Below are 23,044 nucleotides of genomic sequence, written 5' to 3'. Positions count from 1 at the left end.
GACCTCGCACGACACCGACGCGGGTGCTGGGCGACAAGGCATATTCCAGCCGGGCGATACGCCACCTGCTGCGGCGCCGGGGCATCGTTGCCACGATCCCCGAACGCCGCGACCAGGTGGCCAACCGCCTGCGACGTGGAACCCGCGGCGGCCGCCCACCCGCCTTCGATAAGGAGATCTACCGCGATCGCAACGTGGTCGAACGATGCTTCGCCCGCCTCAAGCAGTTCCGTGCGATCGCGACCAGGTTCGACAAACTCGCCACCCGTTACCGGGCCGGAGTCGTTCTGGCCTCGCTGATCCTCTGGCTTCGCGAAGCAACCAGGTGATCATTTGTCAGACAGGCCCTAGGCCGTGTTTTAGATCGGGGTTCCGGACTGCGCCTCGTGCCGTGATGATCATGGTGTGGGGCGTGGGGATCTTTCTGATGAGCATTGGTCGGTGCTGGAGTCGTTGCTGCCTGCGGCGGGTGTCAGCCACAAGTCTGGGAAGCGGCGGTTGATCGATGGGGTTCGGTGGCGGGTGCGGACCGGTGTTCCGTGGCGTGATCTGCCGCGTGAGTACGGCCTTGGCAGACCGTGTACGGGCTCTTTCGGCGCTGGCAGCGCGAGGGCGTCTGGGCCCGGCTTCTCACCTTGTTGCAGGCGCGGGCGGATGCGGCCGGGCTGATCACGTGGAGGTGAACGTCGACTCCACGGTCTGCCGGGCCCATCAGCACGCGGCCGGTGCCCGCCGGGACGCGACCGGGCAGAAGGAGCCCCCGGGAGGGGTCGGGACCGAACCGGAGGATCACGGGCTGGGCAGGTCGCGGGGTGGGTTCTCCACGAAGATTCATCTGGCGTGCGAGCAGGGTCAAAAGCCGTTGTCGTTGCTGGTCACGGCGGGTCAGTGGGGTGACAGCCCGCAGTTCGAGCCGGTCCTCGAAGCCATCCGGGTGCCCAAGGCCGGCGGGCCGCTGCTTCGGCGGCCGTCGGCGGCCTGCGCTGGGGCGCTCCTTGTGCGGACACTCCCAGTCTCGCCCTGGGCGCTGGGGCCCGCAAACGCGGTCCGCGCCGGGCTCGGCTCGCTCGGCGCGCCGCCACCGGTCTCCTGTCGTACGGTGGAAGACGCCTGCTCGGCTCGGTCGTGCCCGCCAACGCACCCGGGGAGAAGGGCAGATGTCGACCGTGATTCATGAGGCCTGTCGATGACAGCCCATCGCTGACAGCCCATCGACGGCGGCCCCAAAGACGACAAGGCGCTGACGGCGCCGATCTATGCCCTTCCTCATGGACGAAAGGGCATGAAAGCGGCACGGAAGGATCTATCCATGACGTCGCTTCTCGAATACCGGAGCAACCGGATCGTCGAACTGATGGAGGAGCCCGCCGAGCGCCGCGACGCCGACTGGCTGAAGGAGTCGCTCCAGCAGGCGATGATGCTGGAACTGGCCACACTGCCCCCGTACTTGTCCGCGATGTGGTCCATCGAGCCCCAGAGCGGGGACGTGCTCAAGGCGATCAGGCGGATCGTCTTCGACGAGATGTCCCACCTCGCTCTCGCCGGGAACATGCTCACCACCATTGGCGGCGTCCCCCGCCTCGCCGACGCGCATACGGTGCCGAAGTACCCCGGTCCGCTGCCCGGCGGCGTACGTCCCTCGCTGACCGTCTTCCTGAGCGGTCTTTCGAAGCAGTCCCTGGATCTGTTCGCGCAGATCGAGAAGCCCGACGACCCGATCGCGGAGGCCCGCTCGCACACTTCCATCGGCGCGTTCTACACCGCGATCCTGGAGACGTTCCAGGACCACGCGGAGCTGATCACCGGAGCCCATCAGCTCACCCTGGACATGGAGCACCACGGCGCGGGCAACAGCGTCGCGCCCCTCACCTCGCTCGCGGAGGTCGAGGCGGCCATCGACGTGATCAAGGAGCAGGGCGAGGGCACCTCCGCGTCGCCGGAGAACCCGCACCCCCAAGCGAGCGGCGAGCTCGCCCACTTCTACGTCTTCCGGGAGCTCTTCCACGGCCGCAAGCTGGTCAAGGTCGCCGAGAACCCGGACCGGTGGGAGTTCACCGGGGACGTCATCGCGATGCCCGGCACCCGCCCGATGGGCGCGGTGCCCGACGGCGGCTGGGGAGCGCCCGGGCAGCCGACACCCGACCCCGAAACGCAGGCCCTGCTGGACCAGGGCAACCAGACGTACAGCAGGATGCTGCGCTTCCTGGAGGACGCCTGGCAGGCGGACGACCCGGACACGGCGAACGCGCTGCTCGCGGACGACGCCGTCGGCGAGATGAGGGGCCTCAGGGGACCGGCCCGGGCCCTGATGCTCCGCGAGGTCCCGGGCGGCGGCGGCAAGACCTACGGACCGGAGTTCCGGTTCGTCGACACATAGGCCGAGCGGTCGGCCTGGTGAGGAACGAGTGCCATGAGCGAACAGGGCTTGGGCTCAGGTGAGGGCCCCTTCGAGGTCCCGCCGGATCTGCCCGCCGAGGGGACTCCGGGCCAGGAACCGGAAGGCTTCCGAGTCCCTCCTTATCCGCCGCCGGAGGACAGGGGGTCCCAGTAGTTCTCGCCGAAAAACAACGGAGTGGCCTCTGGCCTGAGCAGATCCGTAGATCAAGCAGTGGGGGCGGTGGGCCGGGGAAGTTCTGCGGCGGATGCGTCGGCGAGCGCGACTCGGCCGTCCCTCAATTCGGGTACGTACTTGTAGATCGTGTTCCTGCTGACACCGAGGAGCTAACCCTCCGTCCCGTGGGTCGAGGCCGAGCGAGAAGCGGGCATCGGACATGATCACGACTTATCAAGAGTCGGCCGTGCTCACGCCGGGGCCCGGTGTCGGCCGGCCCCGGCTCGCCCGCGTGTCACCCGAGGCCCGAGGCCTCACTCCCCTTCCGCCAGCACGCCGTCCGTGTCCATGACCCAGCTTCCGCGCTCGACGCCATACACCTTCTTGCCTTCGAGCCACTTCCAGGACATGTGCTGCAGGACCTGGGAGGGCTTTCGTTCCCAGACCGGGTCGTGGTCCCAGCCCTCGACACGGAACATCAGTGGAGCACCGGCCCCATCTCCTCCGGCGTGTTGGCCGCTCTGTCCTGGTCCCCGTAGACAATGCACACCGGCACGGCGTTGCCGAGCGTGGAGGCGTGCGGCACGGTGCTTGTGTTCCAGCCCCACCAATAGGAGTTGCGCCACCGCATGACGCCTTCGGGTGCCCCCGCGGTCGGGCCGCCCCACTTCTTGCCGATGCTGTCGCTGTCCATGATGGCCCGCCACAAGTGGTCGGCCAGCTCCTTGTCACTGATGGTGGCTTGGAATGCCGCCTTGCTGGTCAGGTTCATCGGGAAGCCGAAGACCGCAGGCGGCTTGGCCTCGGGCTGCGTGGGCAGGGGCGTTCCGGGAGGCGGATCGAAGGGTGCGGCGGTGTTCGTCGACCATCGGCCGTTCGGGGGAAACACGGGTGCGAGAAGGAACAAGCTCGCCACGTCCTCGGGATTCTGCAGCGCGTACGGACCCATCACGTACGCGGCCGCGGACCAGCCGATGAACGCGACCTTCTCGTTGTCGCACAGCCCCCTGATGTATTCCACGACGGCGCCCAGCTCGTCCCATTCACTCCTGGAGTTGCCCAGTTGGTGCGGGTAGTCCGCTGTCGGGGAGCAGTGCCCCGTACCGGGATTGGTCTTCATGCAACAGCGAGTCCTCATCAAGCAAAGCCACTGGACCGAGAGAGCTTCTCAGAGTGCCGGATGTGGCGTTCTGTCAGTCTTGCCATCGCTCGATGGTGTGACGTTGGGGCATCGTCGCCGGTCAGGCGTTCGGGGTTCGCTTGAGTTGTGGCATGAGCATGCGCAAGCCGTACCCGAGCGATCTCACCGACGGGCAGTGGGAGCTTGTCGAACCCGTGATCACGGCATGGAAGGCCCGGCATCCGTCGGTCAGCGGGCAGGGGGAAGTACGCGATGCGGGAGATCGTGAACGCTATCCTCTACCAGAACCGCACGGGTTGTCAGTGGGAGTTCCTGCCCCATGACATGCCCCCGCCCGGAGCGGTGAGGTATTACTTCTATCTCTGGCGTGACGAGGGCACCGACCAGGACATTCACGACCTGCTGCGCTGGCAGTTGCGGGAGAAGCGGAAGCGATTAGCCGACCCGAGCCTGATTGTCCTGGACACGCAGAGCGTCCACGCTTCCGTCGGAGTCCCGGCCACGACGACGGGCCGGGATGCCGCGAAGAAGGTGCCGGGGAGGAAGGGTGCCTGGCCGTGGACGTGTTGGGCCTCGTCATTGACTGCGTCGTCCTGCCCGCCTCCGCGCATGAGAACACCGCCGGCATCGCCCTGCTGGACGGTGTCGCCGGGCAGTGAGACACGGTGAAGAAGGCCCTGGTCGGCCAGGGCTTCAAGAAGAAGGTCGTCGAGCACGGCAAGAACGTGGGCATCGACGTCGAGATCGTCGAGCGCAACCCGGACGATAAGGGCTTCGTTCCGCAGGCCAAGCGGTGGATCGTGGAGCAGACGAACGGGATCCTGATGTTCTACCGCCGTCTCGTACGCGACTACGAACACCGGCCCGCCTCCTCCCGCTCCCGCGTCTTCTGGGCGATGACCTCCGTCATGAGCCGCCGCCTCACCGGAGCCACCATCGCCTCCTGGAGGACTGCATGAGCGAGAACCCACAGGTCAAAGTCATCCTGGAACACATCGAGACCCGTGAGCGTGAACTGGCCGACCAAGCCGGGCAGTTCCGGGTCCGCATCGAGGAGCTCACTCGGCAGCTCGGCGAACTCGACGCGGAGAGCGAGAAGCTGCGCATCACCCGCAAGACCCTCCTCACTCTCCCGGTGCCCTCACCCACCACCGGGCCGGACCGCCCCGGCATCCCGGACCACCCCGCCTACCAGCAGATCCTCACCGCCCTGGCCGACGCGGGCCGGCCGATGCGCGCCCGCGACCTCTGCCAGGCCCTCGACCTGCCGCTCCTTTCGAAGAACACCGAAGGCATCCGCTCCAAACTGAAACGTCTGGTCAGCCGGGGCATCCTCATCGAACCCGAACCCGGCCTGTTCGCCCGCCCCGACGTCTGAGGACCATCCCCCACCCGCGACCAGCGATCCTTCCCCAACCTCAACCACGAAACGGACAAGAGCCCACGTTCCGCACTCTCACAGCCCCGGTTGGCCATTGAGCGGTTCGGTCACCCGCTCCTGCGCTCAAAGTTAACCGATGTGGCCCGGGCGCCGGCAGCACCCGAGAATCTCGAGGCTGCTCGCCCCCTGGTCCGCGTCACATCGAGAATGCCAAGCTCAGGATCAGCGCGAGGGGAGGCAGGAGCAGTGTGGCCAGGTGGCTGAACAAGGTCCGCATCATCCGCAGCACGGAGAACAGCATCAGGCCACCCGCGAGCCAGTATCCAAAGATCTGGGCCACAAGGTGCTGAGCGGCGGTCTCCTGCTCCCGGGTGGTGGCCTCGAAGATCAGTACTCCTCCGATCATCATCAGGAGGAGCAGGCTGCACAACAGAAGGTTCCCGAGTCCGACGATGACAGCGGCCGACTGGTCTTTCTCACGTGCTCGTTTCCACAACTGGGCTGCGTTCATGGGCACGAAGCGTATCCGTACGGTCTACCGACGACGGGCAGCCAATACCAGCGGTGTCGGGCATCGCCCCTGGCCGCTGGGGCGCGGGCTTGCCTCCGTGTCCGTACCCGACCCGGCTCCCTTCCTCCCACTCCGGAAGGAGGCCTGGTGAACCGTGTGTCCGCTGCGGGGGCAGCGGGGGCAGGTGTCGACGCGGATGACGAAACCGATCAGGACGAGCTGGTCGCGGCAAGCAGGACGTTGCGCGGTCCCCAACGCCGGGCAGGGCGGGGACGATTATCGCGTCACGGCGTAGGGCCGTCGCCTGCTCGACGCGGGTGCGGATCAACCACGGCCGCACCCCTGTCCGCGCGGACACGGTCGCCAGCCGCCTGCCCTCCACCGCCTGGCAGCGGCAGAGCGCCGGAATCGGCGCGAAAGGCCCGCGCTACTACGACTGGGCCTGGATCCACATCGGCACCGACGAGCACCGCCACCTGCTGATACGCCGCAACCGCACCACCGGCGAACTCGCCTTCCACCTGTGCTGGTCACCACCGAAGTACCCCTGGCCGAACTGGTCCGCCTCGCCGGTATCCGATGGAGCGTCGAGGAGTGCTTCCAGGCCGCCAAGGGGCAGGTCCGATTCGACCACTATCAGGTCCGCAACTGGACTGCCCGGCACCGGCACATCACGCTCGCCATGCTAGCGCTGGCCTTCCTGGCCGCCGTCGCCGCCGACGCCGCACCGAAACGGCCCACCGATTTGTGCCACCCAGCTCGCAGCAGCGACGCGATCCCCTTGACCGTCCCAGAGATCCGCCACCTACTCGCAGCCGCCTTCGGCCCACCAGCCCTGTCAGTGGTCAGTCTGCTGCACTGGTCAATCTGGCGCAGACGCCACCAGGCAACAGCCCACCGCAGCCACTACCGACGACGGTCGACTGACGAACCCATCGGACAGATCGCTAAACCAGACTGGAGTACTAGGCGATGTTTCTCGGATCTCCTGACGTCAGTGGGGTGGTGGGGTGCCGGACACATGGTCGTACGAGACACCTCCACCGGCCGAGACGCGCTGCGGCGCGCGCACGGACACCAGCTAGTGTCATGGGCTGTGGTCGCGTCCGTCCCGAGGGGCGAAGGCTGCGAGGGCGTCGGCGTCGGTAGCGCGAGCGTGCAGGAAGTAGTCGGCCCACTCGGTGATTTCAGGGTAGGACGATTCCTGGGCGTTGGGTGGCTGCGGCCTGAAGGTCGAAGTGCGTGGTGCGGAGTTCGACGCCCGGGCCCAGCAGGGCCCAGTGTGCTCCGGTTCGTCCGTAGGGCATGCCGATGCCGCCGGGGTTGATCACGAGTCGGCCGTGGGCGAGGCGGACGAACGGCATATGGGTGTGGCCGTAGACCACGGTGCGGATGTCGGCATCGAGTCCACTCAAGACTTCCTTCCAGCGGCCGAGGTGGGAGTCGACCAGGACGACCTCCTCCTCGTCGCCAGGGGTGGCGTGGCAGAACAGCACCATTCCCAGGCCATTCACGGACAGGGAGAGTGATCGTGGAAGCAAGCCGAGAAGATCGAGATGGTCCTCGCGCAGCTGTTCGGCTGCCCAGGGGGTGATCGGATCGGGGATCGCGTCGCGTTGCCCGCAACGGTATTCGAGGAGTTCGCGGTCGGCGTTGCCACTGATCCAGATGACGCGGTCGCCGAGACTGGTCAGCAGGTCGAGAACCTGGGCCGGTTGCGGGCCGGCGGTGATGTCGCCGGTGAGCACGACGTGATCGGCGGTGCTGACGTCTGGTTCGGCGAGTACTGCCTCCATGGCCGGCAGGACTCCGTGGATGTCGGACAGGACGGCTACTCGGTTCAGCATGGTCACCACTGTGGGGTAGAGGCAGCCGAGTGGTGTCGTCTTTCGCCCGGCGCGTGGTTCAAGGGGGCCGTTCGGTATGTGTGGTCGCCGGATGCGTGGTTCTTCCAGGGGGCTCCGGCTTCGGTGTCGATGCGCCTGGTGCTCTTGTCGTGGTAGCCCGGTGCCGGGGCGATGACGGGCGCCGGGACCCGGAGGACGAGTCGGCGGATGGCCGAGGCGCGGCCTTTCTCGACCGAGATGCCTGAAACGCTCAGTCACACGTATGCGTGAGCCGAAGCGCGATGGTCCTCACCAAGGCAGACGTGATGTCACGAGGCGCGCTGAAGGGCGCGCACGTAGGCGCTTCACCGGCGGGGATGACGTCGACGCACTGTCACGAAAGCTCCTGTGACGAAGGCCAGCAACAGCAGCGCAAGGCCGGTGAAAACTACTGGATTCACCCAGCCCGGGACCAGCTCGGTACCCACACCGTTTGACGTGACGCACTGAGCGCTGACCGGCAACGTCCATCGCGTCACCACATGATCGCCCGATACGCCCACCGACGCGCACATCTGACCCGGGTCCAGGACGTAGGACCCCGACATCACACCCCACGAGTACGCGCCGTACGCCGCCGCGCCAGCCAGGACCTCTACCAGAACGCAGGTGGCGACGTTGGGCAGGTGTCCGACCAGGACCGGCTGCTGCTTACAGACCCGGCGGCCGAGCGCGACGGCTGCGCCCAGGCCAATGCAGGGAGCCAGGAACGGCCCGAAGGTTAGGGCGATAAACAGAAGATCATGCATGCCTGTCCAGACATCACCCGGACAGGCCCGGTTCCACGATCCGTCCGAACCGAACTGCCTGAGCGTTCTACGTGGCGACCGTCTCAACTGGACTGCTCAGCCACACACGAGGCTGGTTTGCCGGGCTGGCGACCAGCAGAGGGTGGGAGCCGGTGACAACCACCATGCTTCACACGCCTCGGATACAGGTAGCGGGCCGACTTTGTGACAACCGCTGTGCTTCACGTGATCAAAGCTTCAGGTCAGTGGACCTACTGGTGAGACCTATCGTGCTTCGGCACAATTCGCGGGCTGTCATAGAAGCGCTCTGGCGGCGGCTCGCACCCTCTTTGACGCTCCGAATACCCGCCGCCGCGCCGGGCACCGTGTACGCCCCCGACACCGACGCCGTCGTTCAGGCCGAGCTCGCCGCCGAACGGGAGGCCGCCGTACGCGAAGCTGCCCGGATCGCGGCCCGCGCCGACGAGCTCTAGGCGCTGCGCGAGCTGGGCACGCTGGAGCAGGCCGGGCCCCGCGAGGGCGACGAAGCCGTCCGTGACGGACTGACCCGCCGTACGGCTCGAGGCCGACCGGCTCGCCGCCGGGAAGAAGTCCGCGGCCGCGAGCCGGGGCCCTGGCGGCTCGGGGATGAGGAGACGCTGCGGGCGATCGAGGCCGCGCACGAGCGGGCGTTCGCCGCCGTGCTCGCCTGGATCGAGGACGAGGCCGCGATCACCGCGTCGGCGCCCAGGGCGTCTACAAGGTCCGCCCGGTGCACGGTCTGGTCGCCGCGCGGTTCCGCCACTACGAGGCGCGCTCCGGGATGCCGCTCCTGCACGACCATCTCCTCCTGTCCGTCAAAACCCAGCGTCCCGATGAGCAATGGGGATCGGTTCACTCCGAGGTCCTGTACGAGCGCGCGGTGGCCGCATCCGCGCTCTACAACGAGCTCGTGGCCGCTGAAATCTGCGAGGCGCTGGGCTGGCCTCGGAGCCGCGTACCGCCACCCCGGGGCGCCGCCGCGTGATGGACGTCGCCGGGGCGTCACACGAGCTGAAGTTCGGTCTGGCCGGGTTCATGCCGGTGCAGGATGACCAGGCCGGTGCTGCGGTAGCCGCCGTCCGCGATGACCGTGGTCCTGCCAACGGCGTCCTTCGAGCCGGACAGCTCCCACGCCTTGCAGTCGTTGCGGTTGCCGGGGCACGGGCCAGCCGACGGCGACGACGAGGCGGGTGTCGGCGTCGGCGACACCTAGTGGTTGGTGGATTGTCGGTAGTTCTTCGACTGCTCGGCGATCGTGTGATCCCGCGTGGGGACCAGGGTGCCGTCGACGTTCAGCACGGTCTCCTCGCGGAACCGCTTGCGGGACTGAAGGGCGAGCGCGGAGCCGAGATGGTCGACGATGCGGTCAGCCGCCAACTTTGAGAGCTGGAACAGCGGAGCGAGCTGCCGCAGTGTCAGGTTCGTCCGCCAGTAAGCGGCGACCAGCAGGACCCGTCCTCGAGCGGCAGGCCTTGCTCACCGAATCCCCGCGCTGGTCGGCCGGACCCATTGCGCCCAGCAGAGCTACTGGTACTGCACCCCGGCGGGCCTCGCTGAAGCCGCCGCCTCGGGCGAGCTCGCGCCAACGGCCAGCCGCACGCCGCCCTGTATGGAAAACTCGAACCTCTCCACCACGCGGCGCCCGAAACGCCCTGATCACAGGTGACCGACCCCGCCAGGACCGGGACGCGGCGGAGGCCGGACGCAAGGCGCGGTGAACGGCCGAGGCAACAGACGGTTGGAGCGCGAGCCGCAGCACACGGCTCCCGTCGGCTGCCGCCGCGAACCTCATGAAGGCTCAGTGTGGATGACCGAACCCAGCCATCTGCGGTCAGGTCGGAAAGGTGCTCAGTGGGCCGGGCGTCGTGGGGGACTTGCCACCCCTGACCTCCGGCCACTCAGCGCGGCATCCAAAGTCTCTTGGGCCATGCGCATCGCTTCGGCGTACTTCGGCTCGGACATGCGCTCCCAAGCCCGGTCCGGTGCGACGTCCTCGACCCGGTTCATCACCCACCAGATGTTGCCGAACGGATCCCGCACCCGGCCGCCGCGATCCCCCCACGCGCTGTCAGCGGTCGCAGTGATCACCTGCCCCCCATGCATGACCGCGGCCGCCATGGCGGCGTCCGCGTCCGGAACGTAGACCCGCAGCAGCGAGGGCATCACCGGCCAGTCGGGCCGTCGGTCGAAGGCCAGCACAACCGTGTCGCCGACACGGATCTCGCCATGGCCGATGGTGCCATCCTCGACCGGCACCCGTGCAAGTTCCTCGCCATTGAACGCGGCGGTGATGAAGTCGAGCAGTGCGCCGGTGTCCTCGGTAACCACCCACGGTGCAACGCTGGTGTAGCCCTCGGGTGCAGTCTGACTCATCGATCTCATCCCCTCGTCTGATCCTGCGATGTGGCGACCCTAGGATCCAATTAGGACAACCACGGACCTAGATCACACACAGGTGTGTGGCTGATGCGTTCGCGCGGGTCCTGACCGGCTTGGTGGCGAACTGCTCCGTCTCGGGTCTCCCGGCCGCATTGCGGCGGTCGGGATCCGTGTACCAGGACTGCTGTGGGAGGTAGAGCCGCCGGTCGATCAGGCCCGTCCCTGCTGGCGGCCAAGGCGAGGAACACGCCGACCTGGGCGTTCTCGATGCGTCCTGCGGTGTCGGTGTACTGCCGCCGTACCCCGGCCGAGGTTCGGCCCTTCTTCAGGAAGCCTGTCTCGTACCCACATGTCGTGCCAGCCGGGTCGCTCTGCACGCTCACGAATGACCACAACGGAAGGTGTGCGAGGAGCTCGGGCTGGCGACCGTGCCGCGCGAGGTGACGCCGGGGAACGTGCCCTCTCGGATCCACCCTTGATCAGACACCTTGCGGAGGCCGTCTTCCCGATCGCGAGCAGGCCGGATGCTGTCCGGAAGCCCGTGGCTAGAGCGGGTGGGGGCATGGCGTAGGTGACCGTTGCGGTGACGGCCAGGATGCCGGCGCTGTCGCGCAGTTCAGTGAGGACGACGTCAGGAGCGGTTGCCGAACTTGGCTATTTCCGCGTGGGTGCGGAGCAGACCGGGGTGGGGGCGGCTGAGGTAGTTGATGTGGATGGAGCTCGTCAGCGCCATGAGGGTTGGGGGGCCCAGGCGGGCGTTGACAAGGAGGAAGGCGGCCAGGTCGACGAGAGCGGCCTGTTCGGACCGGAGATCGTTCCGCCAGGGCGGGTGCGGAGGAGGGCGCCGTCGGCTTCCATGGTGAGGCTGGTTCCGGTGGCCTCGGTGACGTGGCAGGCGGCGTAGTCCTGGAAGTCCCGCGCGATCATGTCGTTGAGCGCGGCCGTTGTCATCGGGGCGTCGTCAACCAGGGTGGCCCACTCGGGTGGGCATGGGAATCCCTTCTGTGCGCGTGGGCTACGCGAACGTCTTGGCCAGACGGCGCAGGCCCTCAGTGATCTCCTCGGGGGAGTGGGGGGTGAAGGAGAGGCGCAGGGCGGCGGGGAAGGGGGTGCCGGCGAAGAACGGGGCTCCGGGGACGTAGGCGACCTCGTGGGCGATGGCGACTTGGACAAGCTGGGTGGCGTCGTGGCCCGCGGGCAGGCTGGCCCAGATGAACATGCCGCCGGCGGGATGGTTCCAGCGGCTGCCGGCGGGCAGGGTGGTGGGCAGGCCGTGGAGGAGGGCGTCGCGGCGTTCGCGGTAGGCGTCGCGGATGGTAGGTGCGTCCAGGTCGTTGTCGCGCAGGTACTGGGCGACAACGGCCTGGTCGACGGTGGAGGTGGGAGGTCTGCGGCCTGCTTGGCGATGAGGCAGGACCAGCGGATGGCCGCGGGGGCGCGGAGGTAGCCGAGGCGCAGGCCTGGGGCCGTGATCTTGGAGAAGGATCCGAGCAGGATAGTGCGGTCGGACGCGGCGGGGGATGCGGCGATCCAGGGCAATTGCTCGCCGTCGTAGCGGAGTTCGCCGGAGGGGTCGTCCTCGGCGATCCAGAAGCCGTGCCGGGCGGCGGCCTCGGCGACGGCGGTGCGCCGGGCGGCCGGGAGTGTGCGGCCGGCGCTTCCTCGGCGGCTCGCTCGGCGCGGGCCCCGGCACTGGTCTGGTGTGCCGGTAGTAACCGGAGTGGGAGACGCCCAGGACCCTGCATATCCGCTTGACGCCGAAGCCGGCGCCGTTCTCGGAGCTGAAGTCCCAGCGGCAGGGGCTCACGCCACCCCCGGGCAGAGTAGGCGGCCGCCAGGCGCAGTAGTCGGGCCCATTCCTAGGCGTTACTCGCTGAGGTGTCGACCCGGGTGAGGGGCACCGTGACGCGTGAGGTTGCTCAGACCATGCGTTGCGATGAGCAGCGTCCACACTAGGAGAGGAAACGCCGCGACCCTCTCCATACCCCCCATGCCGAGGCCCAGGTAGTGATGGGAAAGGAAGAGAGCGAAGGCTGCGATCGCTGTGACGCCAAGCGGACTGGTCAGTCGGCGCAGGGGTCCCCGGATCCAGCGCGCGAGGGCGATTCCTGCCACCAGAAGGCCGAGGTTGCCCACCCCCATGACGAGCAGAGCGCCGATGAAGTGCTGGTTTTCATCCACATCGGCGGGCGCCAGCCCGACCAGTACGAACCCAGCGCCAGCGCTGGCGATCAGGAGTCGTGAGACGGTCCCGGTGATGCCCCTGCTCCAAGTGTGGCCGAGGACTGCGCCGACCACGAGCAGTATGCCCAGCACGACGAATGACGCGTTCATCATCTCGTGCGCGGGCGAACAGACGTACCGCGGCTCGGGTTCTGCCTGCATGGCGCAGTGAACGTTGCCTAAGTCACTGATGTTGTTCCGCGCCCAGCTGTAGGGTTTTGCCCACGCGGATTCAACGATTCCATGGAACACGAAGAACTGTGCCGCACCCACGATCCATGCCAAGTACCCGATTCGGTCCCTCAACTGCTCGCCCTTCCGGTCGTTCCAACGCGACCAAGTCGATCACGTGGTGGCATGCGCGGGCATTAGGGCAAGCCACCGGATAGGGGGTGGGGTAGACCCCCCGTCGGCGTACGATCTCAGCTCCCCAGCCGCGTACGTTTGAAAACCCCCACCTGTCAGGCCAATTCGGTCTCCCGCTCGATGACCTTGGGGCGGTTGTTCAGCCGGTAGTTCGGCCGTTGATGGCAACCACGTCGCAGTGGTGGAGGAGCCGGTCGAGGATCGCGGTGGCGAGGACCTCGTCACCGAAGATCTGTCCCCACTCGCTGAAGGCCTTGTCGACGTCAGGATGATCGAGCCCTCTTCGTAGCGCTTGGAGATCACCTGGAAGACCAAATTGCCCTCCGCCCGTTCGAGGGGCTGGTAGCCGACCTCATCGACGACCAGAACGCTCGGCCACAGGTAGGTGCCGAGTTTGCTGGTCAGACGCCCGGCGGTTTTGGCTGCTTTGTGGTTGCGGATCATGTCGTCGAGGGTGGTGAAGTAGATTGAGTAGCCGGCCCGGCAGGCCGCGACCGCCAGCACGACGGGATATGCGTCTTGGCGACTCCCGGCGGCCCCGCAGGCCCCGGCGACGACGTCGCCCTGCTCGCGCTGTCCGTACCCCTGGAGCCGGCCACCGGGCAACCGCCCACCGCGTCGCGGCTTGGGCCGGGGCAGCTGAGGACCGTCGCTGTCAGTGGGCGGTCCAGCCTCCGTCGACCGGAAGTACGGCACCCGTGAGGTAAGAGGCCGCTGGGCTGGCCAGCAGGACTGCCGCGCCGACCAGTTCTTCAGGGTCGGCCCAGCGCCCCATGGGGACTTGGTGATCGAGGAAGTCCCGTACGTGCGGGTCGTCATCGATGCCGTCGTTCAACGGTGTGCGAAAGGGACCTGGAGCCAGCGCGTTGACACAGATACCGGTGCTGGCGAGTTCGGCACCAAGGCTGCGGGTGAGTTGGACGACCGCGCCCTTACTGGCTGCGTAGCCTGCCCGACCTGCGGCACCGACGAGCCCGAGAGCACTGGCCAAGGTGACGATGCGGCCATACCCGGCACTGCGCATCACCGGCACGACCGCCTGGCATGCGAGGAAGGTTCCGACGACATTGACATCCAGGCAGCGACGCAACGTGACAGCGTCGAGCGCCCCGAGCTCGCCTCGCGCCTGGATCCCGGCGCTGGTCACCAGCACGTCCACACGACCGTACTCGGTGACGATCTCCTCGACGAGGTGGTGAACCTCGTCCTCCTCGGTTACGTCGCAGGCGAGGCCCAAGGCAGCATTGCCCGTCTGGGCAGCGATCTCGGTCGCCGCCTGACGGCACACCTCTGGCCGCCGGCTGGCCACCACCGTCGTGCATCCGGCGGACGCCAGGCCCAGCGCGATGGCCCGGCCGAGCCCGGTCGAGCCCCCGGTGACCAGAGCCACCTGCCCGGACAGATCCGTCCCCGGACCGACGGAGCCCTTCGTCATGGGCCTACGGGGAGCAGAAGTCCACCTGTGAGCCGGACGAGTTCGCCAGCGGTGGTGGGGAAGACCGTGCGGGGAGTTCCGGCGGCGGCCCAGACCCGGGTGTAGTCGGCCAGCGCTGCATCGACCACGGTGGGAAGCGCACGGGGGTGGCCGACGGGTGCCACACCTCCGATCGCCTGTCCGGTGGCCTGGCGTACCTGCTCGGGGGTGGCGCGCCGGAGCTTGCCACGCCCCCACCGGGCGGCGAGTGCCGTGGTGTCCACCTTGTGCTGACCACTGGCCAGAACCAGAACGGGTTCATCATCGGAGATGAACACGAGACTGTTGGCAATCGCACCCACGTCGCACCCCAGGGCCGATGCAGCCTCGGCGGCCGTGCGCGTCGACTCCGCCAGCTCGCGCACCTGACCCGCGACGCCGGCCGCAGCGAGGACGCGGGCCACCTGCATACTGCGAACGGGCAGGGACGCGTTTTCCTGAGGCCCCATGAGACTCCTTCATACGAGGTCGCATCATCACGTGTTCCATGTACAGAACGTTCCGTATGTGGAACGATAGAGCTCGCGTGGCATCGGATCAACTGGCCTCGGCAACAAGGAGGGCTCACCATGGACCTGGCCACTCGCGTCGGATTGCGCCTGCGGGAATTGCGCGAAGCGCAGGGGATGTCACTGTCCGAGCTGGCCCGCAGGTCCAAGATCGGCAAGGGGACGCTCTCCGAGCTGGAGAGCGGCCGACGCAATCCCACCCTGGAAACGCTCTACGCTCTGACGACGGCCCTCAAAGTGCCCCTCAGCACAGCGATGCACAATCTCGCGTTTCCCACCAAGGTCTCTGGTCACGCCGTGGACGCCGTCCTCACCGAGCGATTTGAGACTGCTGCTGCGGTCACGGAAACCTACCGAGTGCGCATCCGCGCGGGAACGACGCAGGAGTCCGCCGCCCACACCCCCGGCACAACAGAGCACATCGTCGTCCTCGCCGGCACCGCGCGCGTCGGCGTACTCTCCGCTCCTGCCCTGATCGGCCCCGGCATGCACGGCAGTTGGGACGCCGACGTTCCGCACTTGTACCAAGCACCGTCCGGAGACGTCGAGGCTCTGCTGATCGTGCGCTACCCACAGTGAACCTTCATCGCCCTACACCGGACCGACAGCGGTCAGCGCCTGCTGTCGCCGGGCGCGAGCGGCTGGCCGACCGGCTCATCGCCGCGGGCAAGGACGTCGACCTGCTCGTCGTGCCTCCCGGTCATACAGGCAACGAGATTCCAGTGCCGTGTTCCCACCCCCCGGGCGGGCACGGCAAATGAGGAAGGGCATGCAATGACCCACACGATCAGCGCCGCCTCGGCCGCACCCACCGCGTCCGCATCCGTGCCCGCGGCCCGGTCGGCGGGGTGGGTGCTGCTGGCCTGCGGTGTCGCGGCGGAGCCTGCGGCTCCAGCGCAAGGACGGGGGACAACCCGGCCGCGCTGCACCGCAACGACATCGTCGCCTTCTGCAACCGGCTGGCCTTCCTGGCCGAGAACGGCACCATCAGCGCGCGCACCCACAGCCACATCGTGCGTGACGTGGCACTCGTCCTCACTCGGATCCGCACCCTGGGCCTGACCCACCCGGGCCAGGTGATTGGAAGGACTGCCCCCGGACTTCCGGCTGCAATGAGAGAACACTCCGGACGAACCCGGGACCGGCGGCCACGGCCGGATGCCGGGCCTTCGCGGTCTTCCGGCACGTGGCCCGGCAGCAGGCGTCTGCCTCCGTCTCCCCCTGATTGGCGCGCCGTGCGTGGGGGTATTCCCAGCGTGTCCTGAGAGGCTCCGCCGCTGCATGCTGAGGGGGAAGGCCATGGTGTGGTTCGGGGTGCTCGCCGTGCTGTGCCTTCTGGTCGGTGCGGCCGCCGTGCGTTTCCGCCGGGCCTATCGGCGCCTCGTCGACGCACCGGTCACCCCGCGCCCGCAGCACGAGGAACTGAGCCTGTACGAGTTGGCGTTCCTCCACGGACAGGGTTGGCGCGTTGTGCTCACGGCCCTGTCCGCCATGATGCTCGGCGGGCGGTTGACCGCGTACGGCAAGGAGGTCACCATCACCGGCCCCGTCCCACGTGACGAGGTGGAGGCCGATGTCATCGAGGTCATCGGCCTGGGACCGCGCTGGGGCGTGTGGGACCGCATGCACCGGCTCAGCGAGAGCGCCAGCGTCGACGCCATCGGCGACCGGATGGCCGGACAGGGGCTGGTGGGCAGCCCCACCCGTTGCCGCGCCGCGGACGCGGCCTTCGTCACTCTGCACGTCTGGCTGTGGTGCACCGTCGCCTTCACTCTGGTCGCCGCCGTGTTCGCCGCTTTGGGCGACCGTGCGGCCCTGATCGCCCTCGCCGCCGCCGTGCCCGTGCTGGCCGGTGGTTTCCTCGCCCAGCGGCACTCCGAGAAGTGGGATCCCGGCGTGACCGAGGCGGGACGCCGGCTGATGGTTTCGGGCCAGAACGGTGACCGCTTGGTGCCGCGTACGAACGACGACCTGTCCCTGTACGACGTCAGATGCCTGGGAAGAGTCCTGTACGACGGGGTGTTGACCGGGTCTCTGAGCAAGCTCCACGACGCCCTGATCGCTCCCCCGGAAACGTGGGACGACCCGCCGGGCCTCGGCGGTCTGTAGAGGGCGCTCCGCCCGGCTGTCGCCGTGCCGGCAGGTATCAGTCACCACCGCCGCTGCCGCAACCGTCGCCGCCACCGTCACACCCTCGGCCACCCTCGTCGGTCACCCAGGCGCTCTCCGCGTGTCCGCGTGCCGTGGGTGGCGAGGCGTACCGGTTCGAACGGCCGGTCAGGTACCAGAAGAGGCAGGTCACGAGCGCGGACACTCCGATAAGTCCGATCGCGGCAGCGACTCCCTCTTCGCGCACCCAGCAGGGTCTGTTGATGTCCTCGCCCTGACCGGGGCCGGAGGGCGTTCGTGTCTGTTTGAGCAACGCGCCGGATGTGAACCATGCTCCAACCGCACCATCAACGGTGTGTGCAGGCTTGCGAAAGCGCCCTGAAGGTCCGTTGACGACGCCGGGCCATGTGAAGGATGCTGCCCGGGCAGGTCCTGCCCGGGGCGGGGCGTCTGTCCGTCACGGAAGCACGGTCGGCCGTGCGGGGGCACGGACGGGGTGGGCGGGAGGGGGAGTGCGTGAACCAGGACGCCAGGGCTCGGTTGCTGCCGGAGCAGGAGGCCCGGCTGCCGGACCTGTGCGCGCCGTGGCGGTCCGCGGCGGCCATGGACACACCGGTGGATACGGCTCTCGCCGAGGCGGCGCTCGCCGACATGTACGACCACCTCGGCCTGGTGATGCCGCGCGTGGTGTGGGGGGACTCCCCGGGAGCGGCCGCTCGGGTGCTGCGCGAGGCGGGTGTGGAGGCCGAGGAGCCGGTGCAAGCCCCCAACGGTTACAAGGGACAGCTGGTCGGTGGTCGAGCCCGTTTGGGTGATGCCGGGCGATCAGTGGCTGGTCAGTGCGTTGGGATGGACGCTCGGTGAGGACGTCCACGAGTCGGCGCTGCGGCGGGTGCCGGCGAACTCGGGCTGGCGCTCTCCAGTTGGTATGCGCCGCCGGTGGAGATGTGTGAGGGCTGGGAGGCGCGGTCGCTGCCGGGGGAGTCGCTGCGAATCTGCCTGGACGCTCACCGCGAGGTGCCGCGAGGCTACGGGGCGTGGAGTGCTGCCCAGTGGATCGGCTTCCACAACGAACTGCGGCAGTTGGGGCTGCTGGACGTCGGCGATCACGTGCACCACCAGCTCGACCTGCTGGCTGGTATGGCCCGGTCCGGCTGCGGGTGGTGGTGGCCGCGCCGTCGCCTGTGCGTGGTGTCGCGGCGACCGGTGGCGATGGCCGCCGAGGAGGCGCCCGGTCGACACCGGGGCACAAGGCTGCACGGCGCGGACGGCCCCGCGCTGACGTTCGCCGACGGCTGGACGTGCCACGCCTGGCACGGGAAACAGGTCAGAGATCCGACCTCAAGGTCCGTACTCAACGAGTACGTCCCGCCACGGAACATCGGTCCGAATCCGGAACCGTATGCCGTCGATCAGCCGCCGCCGCGGCCAGAACGGCGGTCGGCCCACCTTCGCCCCCCACGGCCTCCGACACCGCCCACTGTTCATCCGTAAGATCTCCCCGCCCGATGAACCCAGATCACTCAGTGCTGAAGAGCTACTTTCCATACACGGCCTGGACGCTGTGGCGGACCCATCGGCCAACCATGTTGAACGAACGGATGTGTGGCATCTGCTTGAGCCCATACAGTTCGCCCTGGCGCAGCATGCGTATCCGCTCGCCATCCGGCAGAAAGGTTTCCATGGACTTGAGTCCCACCGACCGCAGGGAACTACGGTCAATCGCCGACGACATCATTGGCTGCGCTGCCCTCCTTGAGTACGCCGGCGGCTCGATGCGGTCGTTGCGGCACCGGGCCACCACCGCGCCGCCCGCCGCGAGTCGGTCACGCGACGGCTCCACCGGGCACAGCTCGGTCGCCAGCCACGCGGCCAGCCGGTCCTGGTCCTCCTCGGTGTTCGCCCGAAACCCGTACGCCGCCCGGATCTCACCGCGGTGCCGCTGGATCGCCTTGCTCTGCCAGTCGTAGTCCCCCCACGCTCCGGCCGGAACCTTCACCTGCTGGGCCACGTACTCCACCGCGGCAGCCGGCACCTCCTTGGCCGACTCCGGGAACCGGGCCTCCACATCGAAGAACTTCAGCAGCAGCGCGAACCCAAGCCGGGTCGCCCCGGACTTGTTCCGCACCCGCTTCATATCGTCTTCGAGCAGCGTCCAGACCTTGATCAGGTCCTCCGGCTCCCAGGCCTGCCGCACCTGCGCTCCTCCGGCCCGCCCGCGATCACCCGTTCAGCTCAACGAGACGTCCAGCGAGGGGAAACGATGATCCCAGCAGTCACGCAGGGCTACATGTCCGTTCGCCGTAGCTATACGAACAGGGCCTTGTCAGGGCAGCTGGTTCCCAGACTGGGAACGCGAGATCGCCAAGGGCGACGGAGAAGACCTGGCTGGTAGCCGTCAGTCGGCCGAGCGGCCGCCGCGTGTCCGGCGCCGTCCGCGCTGTGCTCGGTTCCCAGATTGGGAATGCTCGACCTGGCGTGGGATCGCGGGGCGCTGCTGGTAGGTGAACTCGGTGGCCAGCGCGAGAGCTCGGCGGGCTTCTTCCGTAGTGGTGGAGGGCTGGTTGCGCTCACGGGCGTGCCCGTGGACGGCCCTGACGAAAGCCTCGACTCACCCGGTGAACCGGGCCCGCTTGGCGGCGTCGTCGCGGTTGTCGATGGGGCCGGCCAGCTCCCCGAGCCAGTACCTTGCCATGCTGTCCATGACGAAGCCGTCACGGTGCTCCAGGAGCAGCCAGCCGATCTGCCGGGCCATCCGGGAAGCGGCGTTCCTGCAACAGGATCTGCGCGCGCTCGGCCCGTTCTTCGGCCGCGGCACGTTCCTCATGCTCGCAAGCCACCTCCGGCGTCCGTCGCTCACCCGGCTCGCGGACCTGCTCGGCCTTCGACCTCCTGGCCTTCTAATAGGCGCCCTGCTTCGACGCCACGCACAGCGCTTCGCTGAAGTGGTGCCACGGCACCCCGGCGGCCCGGCCTGTCTCGATCGCCTTCAGCTGCCGGAATCGGCCTGCTCGCGCAGGTACTGCCACAGCTTCGCCCGCAGCACCGCCGTCTCACCGACCACGTTGACCGGGCACTGGCCGGGCTGCTTCAGCTCGCTCGCCATCCGCTCCACGTGTCGCAGCACCAGGAACAGCTCGGCCGGATCCGGGAACCGCTCGAACTGAGGATCACCGCCCACGCGGTGCAGCTCACGTAGACGCTCAGCGATTCCCACCACATCGATCGCCCCCAGACGGATCGACAGCCGCTTCCTATGGGCCTCGCCCGCCTTCTTCGCCACGCTCGAAGTCTTCGCCACCAGCGGGTTCCCAATCCGGGAACCCGCTCGAACCACCCACACCGGTGATCAGCCGGAGCCTCAATGACTGGTTCCACGACGACGTCCTCACTGGCTGCGTCTCTCCAGGGAATCCGACGGCCTCAGCACGGGACCCTCACCAGCTCAGAGCCACAAACCCGCGGGTAGACGCATTTCGTCGGTAGCCCCCTGGCTACGGGCGGGGCTTACGCGCGCCCCGCGCACCACAAGAAGGGAACCAAACCACGACGCGCGGGGTGAACAACACCAGCGGCCCCGAGGACCCTGCTGTCATCTCTCGTCGATCACAGGCATTGAGCCTCCGTCGCGATGCCACTTCTGAAGGAAGCTCGCTTGCCGTGTCACATCCACCAGCTCGACGCGGCCGCCGATGCTGTCCAGGCGGTGGTAGGCGAAGGGCCAGCCATAGGGACAGCCGGAGAAGTCGGTGGCGAAACCATGGTCCTCCAGCCGCTGAGAACCCCGCTCGACAGAGCTGGTCCAGTAGCCCAGATGGTCGAACCGAGCTCCGTGCGACGCATCCCAAGGACTCCCAGCAGGCCCCTCGATCAGCTCTATGAACGGTGGTCCGCCGTGGGTGAAGGCGATGCGATAGTCCCACTCGCCAAGCCGATCAGCTACAGGAGCACTCCAGTCGGCTCCCACGGCCCTCCCAAGATCCTCCATAGCCCTCTCGATGTCCGGCACGACGAAGCACACATGGTAGAAGGCAGTCATCAGTTCATGATCGCGCAGGTACCGAAGCCGTGTCTGCTGGTTTCATGGCCGGACGTTAAACGACAAGGTAAGTGCCTGTTCGGGCGCTTCGGCTCCGCCGCCCGCTCCAGCAGCGCCGCCTTCGACCCCAGCGCGTACCGGGCGCGCCGACAGCCGGTTCGGCCTTTACACCGCCTCCTGCACCGCGTGCGGCGGCTCGTACGACAAGCCGTGGCGCCGCACTCAGCGCCCAGGCAGTGAGGAACATCAACGTCAGAACGTGCGCCAGGCCCTCCTGGGCCGATGCAGCAGATGACAGGGCGGCATCATCGCTCGAAGAACGCCCAATCGACCCCTAGCTGGTAGTACGCCAAGACGAATAGGACGAATAGGAAGAGCAGTCCAGCTACTGCCACGCCGGCCAACAGCTTGGCCACCTTCGGCACACACGACGTGAGCCCCTCCACCGCCAGGTAGATCCCCGTAACGAGGAGCACCGCGAGCGTGACCGGCAGCAGCACCGCCAGGCTCACCCCCACAACCGCCCCGGCGATCCGGAAGCGTCCCCAGAACACCAGCGCCAGCACTAGCGAGATCACGACCGCACCCGACAGCCCCCCGACGAGCTCGATCCACCAGGGCCGGTCGCCCATCCAGGGCAGCTCAGTGATGCAGGTGACGTCGAAGAGGTCGAGGCCCGCCCAGATGCCGAGGCAAAAGATCACTCCGAGAGTCCCACCCGCGATCAAGCGGTAGACCCACTCCCGTGTTTTCGACCAGCCCGTTCCCTTGCCGTGGAGCATCGTCATCAGCGCAACCCCCGACCACACCAGCCACCGCCGGATTGGCGCGGTGCCAGCGTCCGCCATCGCGTCGCGCAATACGCGGTCGGCCTCCACACGCAGCACCTTTTCGCCCCTGACAGAGGTGTACGTCAGGTCTGCTGTTTCGTGGACCAGTCCGTCGTGCAGCAACGTGGCAGCAAGATGCCTCCCGGTCTTCGGTACGAGCCAGGTGAAGCAGGCGGGTACCGAGGTCAGATCGCTCTTGAAAGTGCGGGTGGCCGAGGGCACCAGAAGAACGCCGACGTGCCGGTCGTCGTAGGCGATGCGGCGCTTCATCTTGAATCGCTCGCGGTCGCCATCGTAGGTCCGGATCAGCTCGATCCGGACAGGGGAGCCGGGGTGGGGTGGGACTTCCTCTTCCTGTTCCTCTTTGCAAGCGTCGATGCCACCGTCGTAGAACCGCGACGGGTCCGGGGTCAACGGTTGCGTGCCATCCCGCCTCACCTCGCGCATGCACCTCTCCCTCTCACCACACCGGGTTCACCCCCCCTTCCCTTCCGCCGATTGCTGCCGCTATCCATGCTCCTGGCGCTTTGTCACCCATGTGCCTCACCGCCGCTACTTGTCACTTCGCCGCAGCTTCGGGAGAACAGGGCCAATTCAACCGCCGGCCGCAGCGCGCCAGCGGGACGGGGACCTCGCTGCGGCCAAGCCCTTCCGGCTGGTCCCGCCTCCTTCTCGACGAGGGCCTGGCCGACGCTCTGCGGCAGAGGTCGTGATCGAGGCCCCTACTCCGGGCGGCGCCCACAGTTCGGGCAGGGGAGGGAGAGCTCTGGCTGTAGACGGTACGAGAACAGGGCCGTTCAGGACGAGGTCGGTGATCGTGCTGGCGGTGTGCAGCATGGGCGCCCCTGGTGTGCTCCGTACAGCGGGGTCACCAT

At 67.8% G+C, this 23,044-nt stretch carries 26 protein-coding genes and 7 pseudogenes; 12 read left to right on the top strand and 21 right to left on the bottom strand.

Annotated elements, in window-relative coordinates; genetic code table 11:
* From ACZ6C1_RS35635 to ACZ6C1_RS35625, 3 genes and pseudogenes are all read left to right on the top strand, one after another.
* Positions 1-351, top strand: a pseudogene (locus ACZ6C1_RS35635) (transposase); the annotation flags it as partial.
* Between the two features lie 54 nt (positions 352-405).
* Entirely contained in the window at positions 406-669 is a 264-nt protein-coding gene (locus ACZ6C1_RS35630) for a transposase (protein WP_469246990.1), read from the top strand.
* A 640-nt stretch (positions 670-1,309) separates the two neighbouring features.
* Positions 1,310-2,377 (top strand): ferritin-like domain-containing protein, encoded by a 1,068-nt coding sequence (locus tag ACZ6C1_RS35625; protein WP_469246989.1) that lies wholly within the window; start codon positions 1,310-1,312, stop codon positions 2,375-2,377.
* 488 nt (positions 2,378-2,865) lie between these two features.
* On the opposite strand, the gene ACZ6C1_RS35620 is transcribed toward ACZ6C1_RS35625, so the two are convergent.
* Together ACZ6C1_RS35620 and ACZ6C1_RS35615 are read right to left on the bottom strand one after the other, a co-directional pair.
* Positions 2,866-3,030, bottom strand: coding sequence for a hypothetical protein (locus ACZ6C1_RS35620; RefSeq protein ID WP_469246988.1), 165 nt, complete (start codon positions 3,028-3,030; stop codon positions 2,866-2,868).
* Entirely contained in the window at positions 3,030-3,671 is a 642-nt protein-coding gene (locus ACZ6C1_RS35615; RefSeq protein ID WP_469246987.1) for an alpha/beta hydrolase family protein, read from the bottom strand. Before ACZ6C1_RS35615 ends, ACZ6C1_RS35620 begins: the two co-directional genes overlap by 1 nt.
* A 152-nt stretch (positions 3,672-3,823) precedes the next feature.
* Between ACZ6C1_RS35615 and ACZ6C1_RS35610 the strand changes: the two are divergent.
* Both ACZ6C1_RS35610 and ACZ6C1_RS35605 read left to right on the top strand, forming a co-directional pair.
* Positions 3,824-4,651: pseudogene (locus ACZ6C1_RS35610) on the top strand (IS5 family transposase).
* On the top strand, positions 4,648-5,070 hold the full coding sequence (locus tag ACZ6C1_RS35605) for a hypothetical protein (RefSeq protein WP_469246986.1): 423 nt from the start codon (positions 4,648-4,650) through the stop codon (positions 5,068-5,070). Before ACZ6C1_RS35610 ends, ACZ6C1_RS35605 begins: the two are co-directional and overlap by 4 nt.
* 199 nt (positions 5,071-5,269) lie before the next feature.
* On the opposite strand, the gene ACZ6C1_RS35600 is transcribed toward ACZ6C1_RS35605, so the two are convergent.
* On the bottom strand, positions 5,270-5,584 hold the full coding sequence (locus ACZ6C1_RS35600) for a hypothetical protein (RefSeq protein WP_469246985.1): 315 nt from the start codon (positions 5,582-5,584) through the stop codon (positions 5,270-5,272).
* Positions 5,585-5,880: 296 nt separating this feature from the next.
* Here ACZ6C1_RS35600 and ACZ6C1_RS35595 point away from each other — a divergent pair.
* Positions 5,881-6,509, top strand: a pseudogene (locus ACZ6C1_RS35595) (transposase family protein); the annotation flags it as partial.
* Between the two features lie 162 nt (positions 6,510-6,671).
* Here the strand turns inward: ACZ6C1_RS35595 and ACZ6C1_RS35590 are convergent.
* Positions 6,672-7,431: pseudogene (locus ACZ6C1_RS35590) on the bottom strand (metallophosphoesterase family protein).
* 344 nt (positions 7,432-7,775) lie between these two features.
* Complete coding sequence (locus tag ACZ6C1_RS35585; protein WP_469246984.1) at positions 7,776-8,219, bottom strand: hypothetical protein; 444 nt, start codon at positions 8,217-8,219, stop codon at positions 7,776-7,778.
* Positions 8,220-8,548: 329 nt separating this feature from the next.
* On the opposite strand from ACZ6C1_RS35585, the gene ACZ6C1_RS35580 reads away from it, so the two are divergent.
* A complete protein-coding gene (locus ACZ6C1_RS35580) occupies positions 8,549-8,692 on the top strand; it encodes a hypothetical protein (protein WP_469246983.1) in 144 nt (47 codons plus the stop codon).
* Positions 8,693-8,907: 215 nt separating this feature from the next.
* Entirely contained in the window at positions 8,908-9,225 is a 318-nt protein-coding gene (locus ACZ6C1_RS35575; protein WP_469246995.1) for a relaxase domain-containing protein, read from the top strand.
* Between the two features lie 29 nt (positions 9,226-9,254).
* Here the strand turns inward: ACZ6C1_RS35575 and ACZ6C1_RS35570 are convergent.
* From ACZ6C1_RS35570 to ACZ6C1_RS35525, 10 genes and pseudogenes are all read right to left on the bottom strand, one after another.
* Positions 9,255-9,695: pseudogene (locus ACZ6C1_RS35570) on the bottom strand (transposase); the annotation flags it as partial.
* A 393-nt stretch (positions 9,696-10,088) separates the two neighbouring features.
* Entirely contained in the window at positions 10,089-10,622 is a 534-nt protein-coding gene (locus ACZ6C1_RS35565; RefSeq protein WP_469246982.1) for a VOC family protein, read from the bottom strand.
* A 41-nt stretch (positions 10,623-10,663) separates the two neighbouring features.
* On the bottom strand, positions 10,664-10,996 hold the full coding sequence (locus tag ACZ6C1_RS35560; protein WP_469246994.1) for a transposase: 333 nt from the start codon (positions 10,994-10,996) through the stop codon (positions 10,664-10,666).
* Positions 10,997-11,250: 254 nt separating this feature from the next.
* The gene (locus ACZ6C1_RS35555) at positions 11,251-11,370 is read right to left on the bottom strand and encodes a hypothetical protein (RefSeq protein ID WP_469246993.1); all 120 of its coding nucleotides are present in this window, start codon (positions 11,368-11,370) and stop codon (positions 11,251-11,253) included.
* Entirely contained in the window at positions 11,343-11,570 is a 228-nt protein-coding gene (locus ACZ6C1_RS35550; protein WP_469246981.1) for a hypothetical protein, read from the bottom strand. The genes ACZ6C1_RS35555 and ACZ6C1_RS35550 overlap by 28 nt, the downstream gene beginning before the upstream one ends.
* A 64-nt stretch (positions 11,571-11,634) precedes the next feature.
* A pseudogene (locus tag ACZ6C1_RS35545) lies at positions 11,635-12,272 on the bottom strand (aminotransferase-like domain-containing protein); the annotation flags it as partial.
* A 213-nt stretch (positions 12,273-12,485) separates the two neighbouring features.
* Positions 12,486-13,127, bottom strand: a complete 642-nt coding sequence (locus ACZ6C1_RS35540; RefSeq protein WP_469246980.1) for a DUF998 domain-containing protein — start codon at positions 13,125-13,127, stop codon at positions 12,486-12,488.
* 176 nt (positions 13,128-13,303) lie between these two features.
* Positions 13,304-13,750 (bottom strand): annotated as a pseudogene (locus ACZ6C1_RS35535) (ATP-binding protein); the annotation flags it as partial.
* A 113-nt stretch (positions 13,751-13,863) separates the two neighbouring features.
* Entirely contained in the window at positions 13,864-14,643 is a 780-nt protein-coding gene (locus ACZ6C1_RS35530; RefSeq protein WP_469246978.1) for an SDR family NAD(P)-dependent oxidoreductase, read from the bottom strand.
* Positions 14,640-15,131 carry a YbaK/EbsC family protein gene (locus tag ACZ6C1_RS35525; protein WP_469246976.1) on the bottom strand — a complete coding sequence of 164 codons (492 nt, stop codon included), beginning with the start codon at positions 15,129-15,131 and terminating at the stop codon, positions 14,640-14,642. Before ACZ6C1_RS35525 ends, ACZ6C1_RS35530 begins: the two co-directional genes overlap by 4 nt.
* Positions 15,132-15,251: 120 nt before the next feature.
* Here ACZ6C1_RS35525 and ACZ6C1_RS35520 point away from each other — a divergent pair, with 120 nt between their 5' ends.
* Positions 15,252-15,770 (top strand): helix-turn-helix domain-containing protein, encoded by a 519-nt coding sequence (locus tag ACZ6C1_RS35520; protein ID WP_469246974.1) that lies wholly within the window; start codon positions 15,252-15,254, stop codon positions 15,768-15,770.
* Between the two features lie 32 nt (positions 15,771-15,802).
* On the opposite strand, the gene ACZ6C1_RS35515 is transcribed toward ACZ6C1_RS35520, so the two are convergent.
* Entirely contained in the window at positions 15,803-16,195 is a 393-nt protein-coding gene (locus tag ACZ6C1_RS35515; protein ID WP_469246972.1) for a hypothetical protein, read from the bottom strand.
* 295 nt (positions 16,196-16,490) lie between these two features.
* On the opposite strand from ACZ6C1_RS35515, the gene ACZ6C1_RS35510 reads away from it, so the two are divergent.
* The 3 genes from ACZ6C1_RS35510 to ACZ6C1_RS35500 all read left to right on the top strand — a co-directional run bounded on the left by ACZ6C1_RS35510 (position 16,491) and on the right by ACZ6C1_RS35500 (position 18,794).
* Entirely contained in the window at positions 16,491-17,300 is an 810-nt protein-coding gene (locus ACZ6C1_RS35510; RefSeq protein WP_469246970.1) for a TIGR04222 domain-containing membrane protein, read from the top strand.
* 516 nt (positions 17,301-17,816) lie between these two features.
* The gene (locus ACZ6C1_RS35505) at positions 17,817-18,164 is read left to right on the top strand and encodes a hypothetical protein (RefSeq protein WP_469246969.1); all 348 of its coding nucleotides are present in this window, start codon (positions 17,817-17,819) and stop codon (positions 18,162-18,164) included.
* A gap of 81 nt (positions 18,165-18,245) precedes the next feature.
* Positions 18,246-18,794 carry a DUF6745 domain-containing protein gene (locus tag ACZ6C1_RS35500; protein WP_469246992.1) on the top strand — a complete coding sequence of 183 codons (549 nt, stop codon included), beginning with the start codon at positions 18,246-18,248 and terminating at the stop codon, positions 18,792-18,794.
* Positions 18,795-18,837: 43 nt separating this feature from the next.
* Here ACZ6C1_RS35500 and ACZ6C1_RS35495 read toward each other — a convergent pair whose 3' ends face one another.
* The 5 genes from ACZ6C1_RS35495 to ACZ6C1_RS35475 form a co-directional block, all read right to left on the bottom strand.
* Positions 18,838-19,497, bottom strand: coding sequence for a DUF4158 domain-containing protein (locus tag ACZ6C1_RS35495; RefSeq protein WP_469246967.1), 660 nt, complete (start codon positions 19,495-19,497; stop codon positions 18,838-18,840).
* Positions 19,498-19,911: 414 nt separating this feature from the next.
* Positions 19,912-20,055 (bottom strand): hypothetical protein, encoded by a 144-nt coding sequence (locus ACZ6C1_RS35490; RefSeq protein ID WP_469246965.1) that lies wholly within the window; start codon positions 20,053-20,055, stop codon positions 19,912-19,914.
* A 234-nt stretch (positions 20,056-20,289) separates the two neighbouring features.
* Complete coding sequence (locus ACZ6C1_RS35485; protein ID WP_469246963.1) at positions 20,290-20,583, bottom strand: hypothetical protein; 294 nt, start codon at positions 20,581-20,583, stop codon at positions 20,290-20,292.
* 309 nt (positions 20,584-20,892) lie between these two features.
* Positions 20,893-21,339: a VOC family protein gene (locus ACZ6C1_RS35480; RefSeq protein ID WP_469246961.1), complete on the bottom strand. Its 447-nt coding sequence runs from the start codon at positions 21,337-21,339 to the stop codon at positions 20,893-20,895.
* 305 nt (positions 21,340-21,644) lie between these two features.
* Positions 21,645-22,616, bottom strand: coding sequence for a DUF1353 domain-containing protein (locus ACZ6C1_RS35475; RefSeq protein WP_469246959.1), 972 nt, complete (start codon positions 22,614-22,616; stop codon positions 21,645-21,647).
* Positions 22,617-23,044 lie beyond the last annotated feature (428 nt).

It is taken from the genome of Streptomyces sp. NPDC041796 (genome assembly GCF_055590785.1).
The sequence above is the reverse complement of the archived record's forward strand: the minus strand, read 5'-3'. Positions and strand labels throughout refer to the sequence as shown.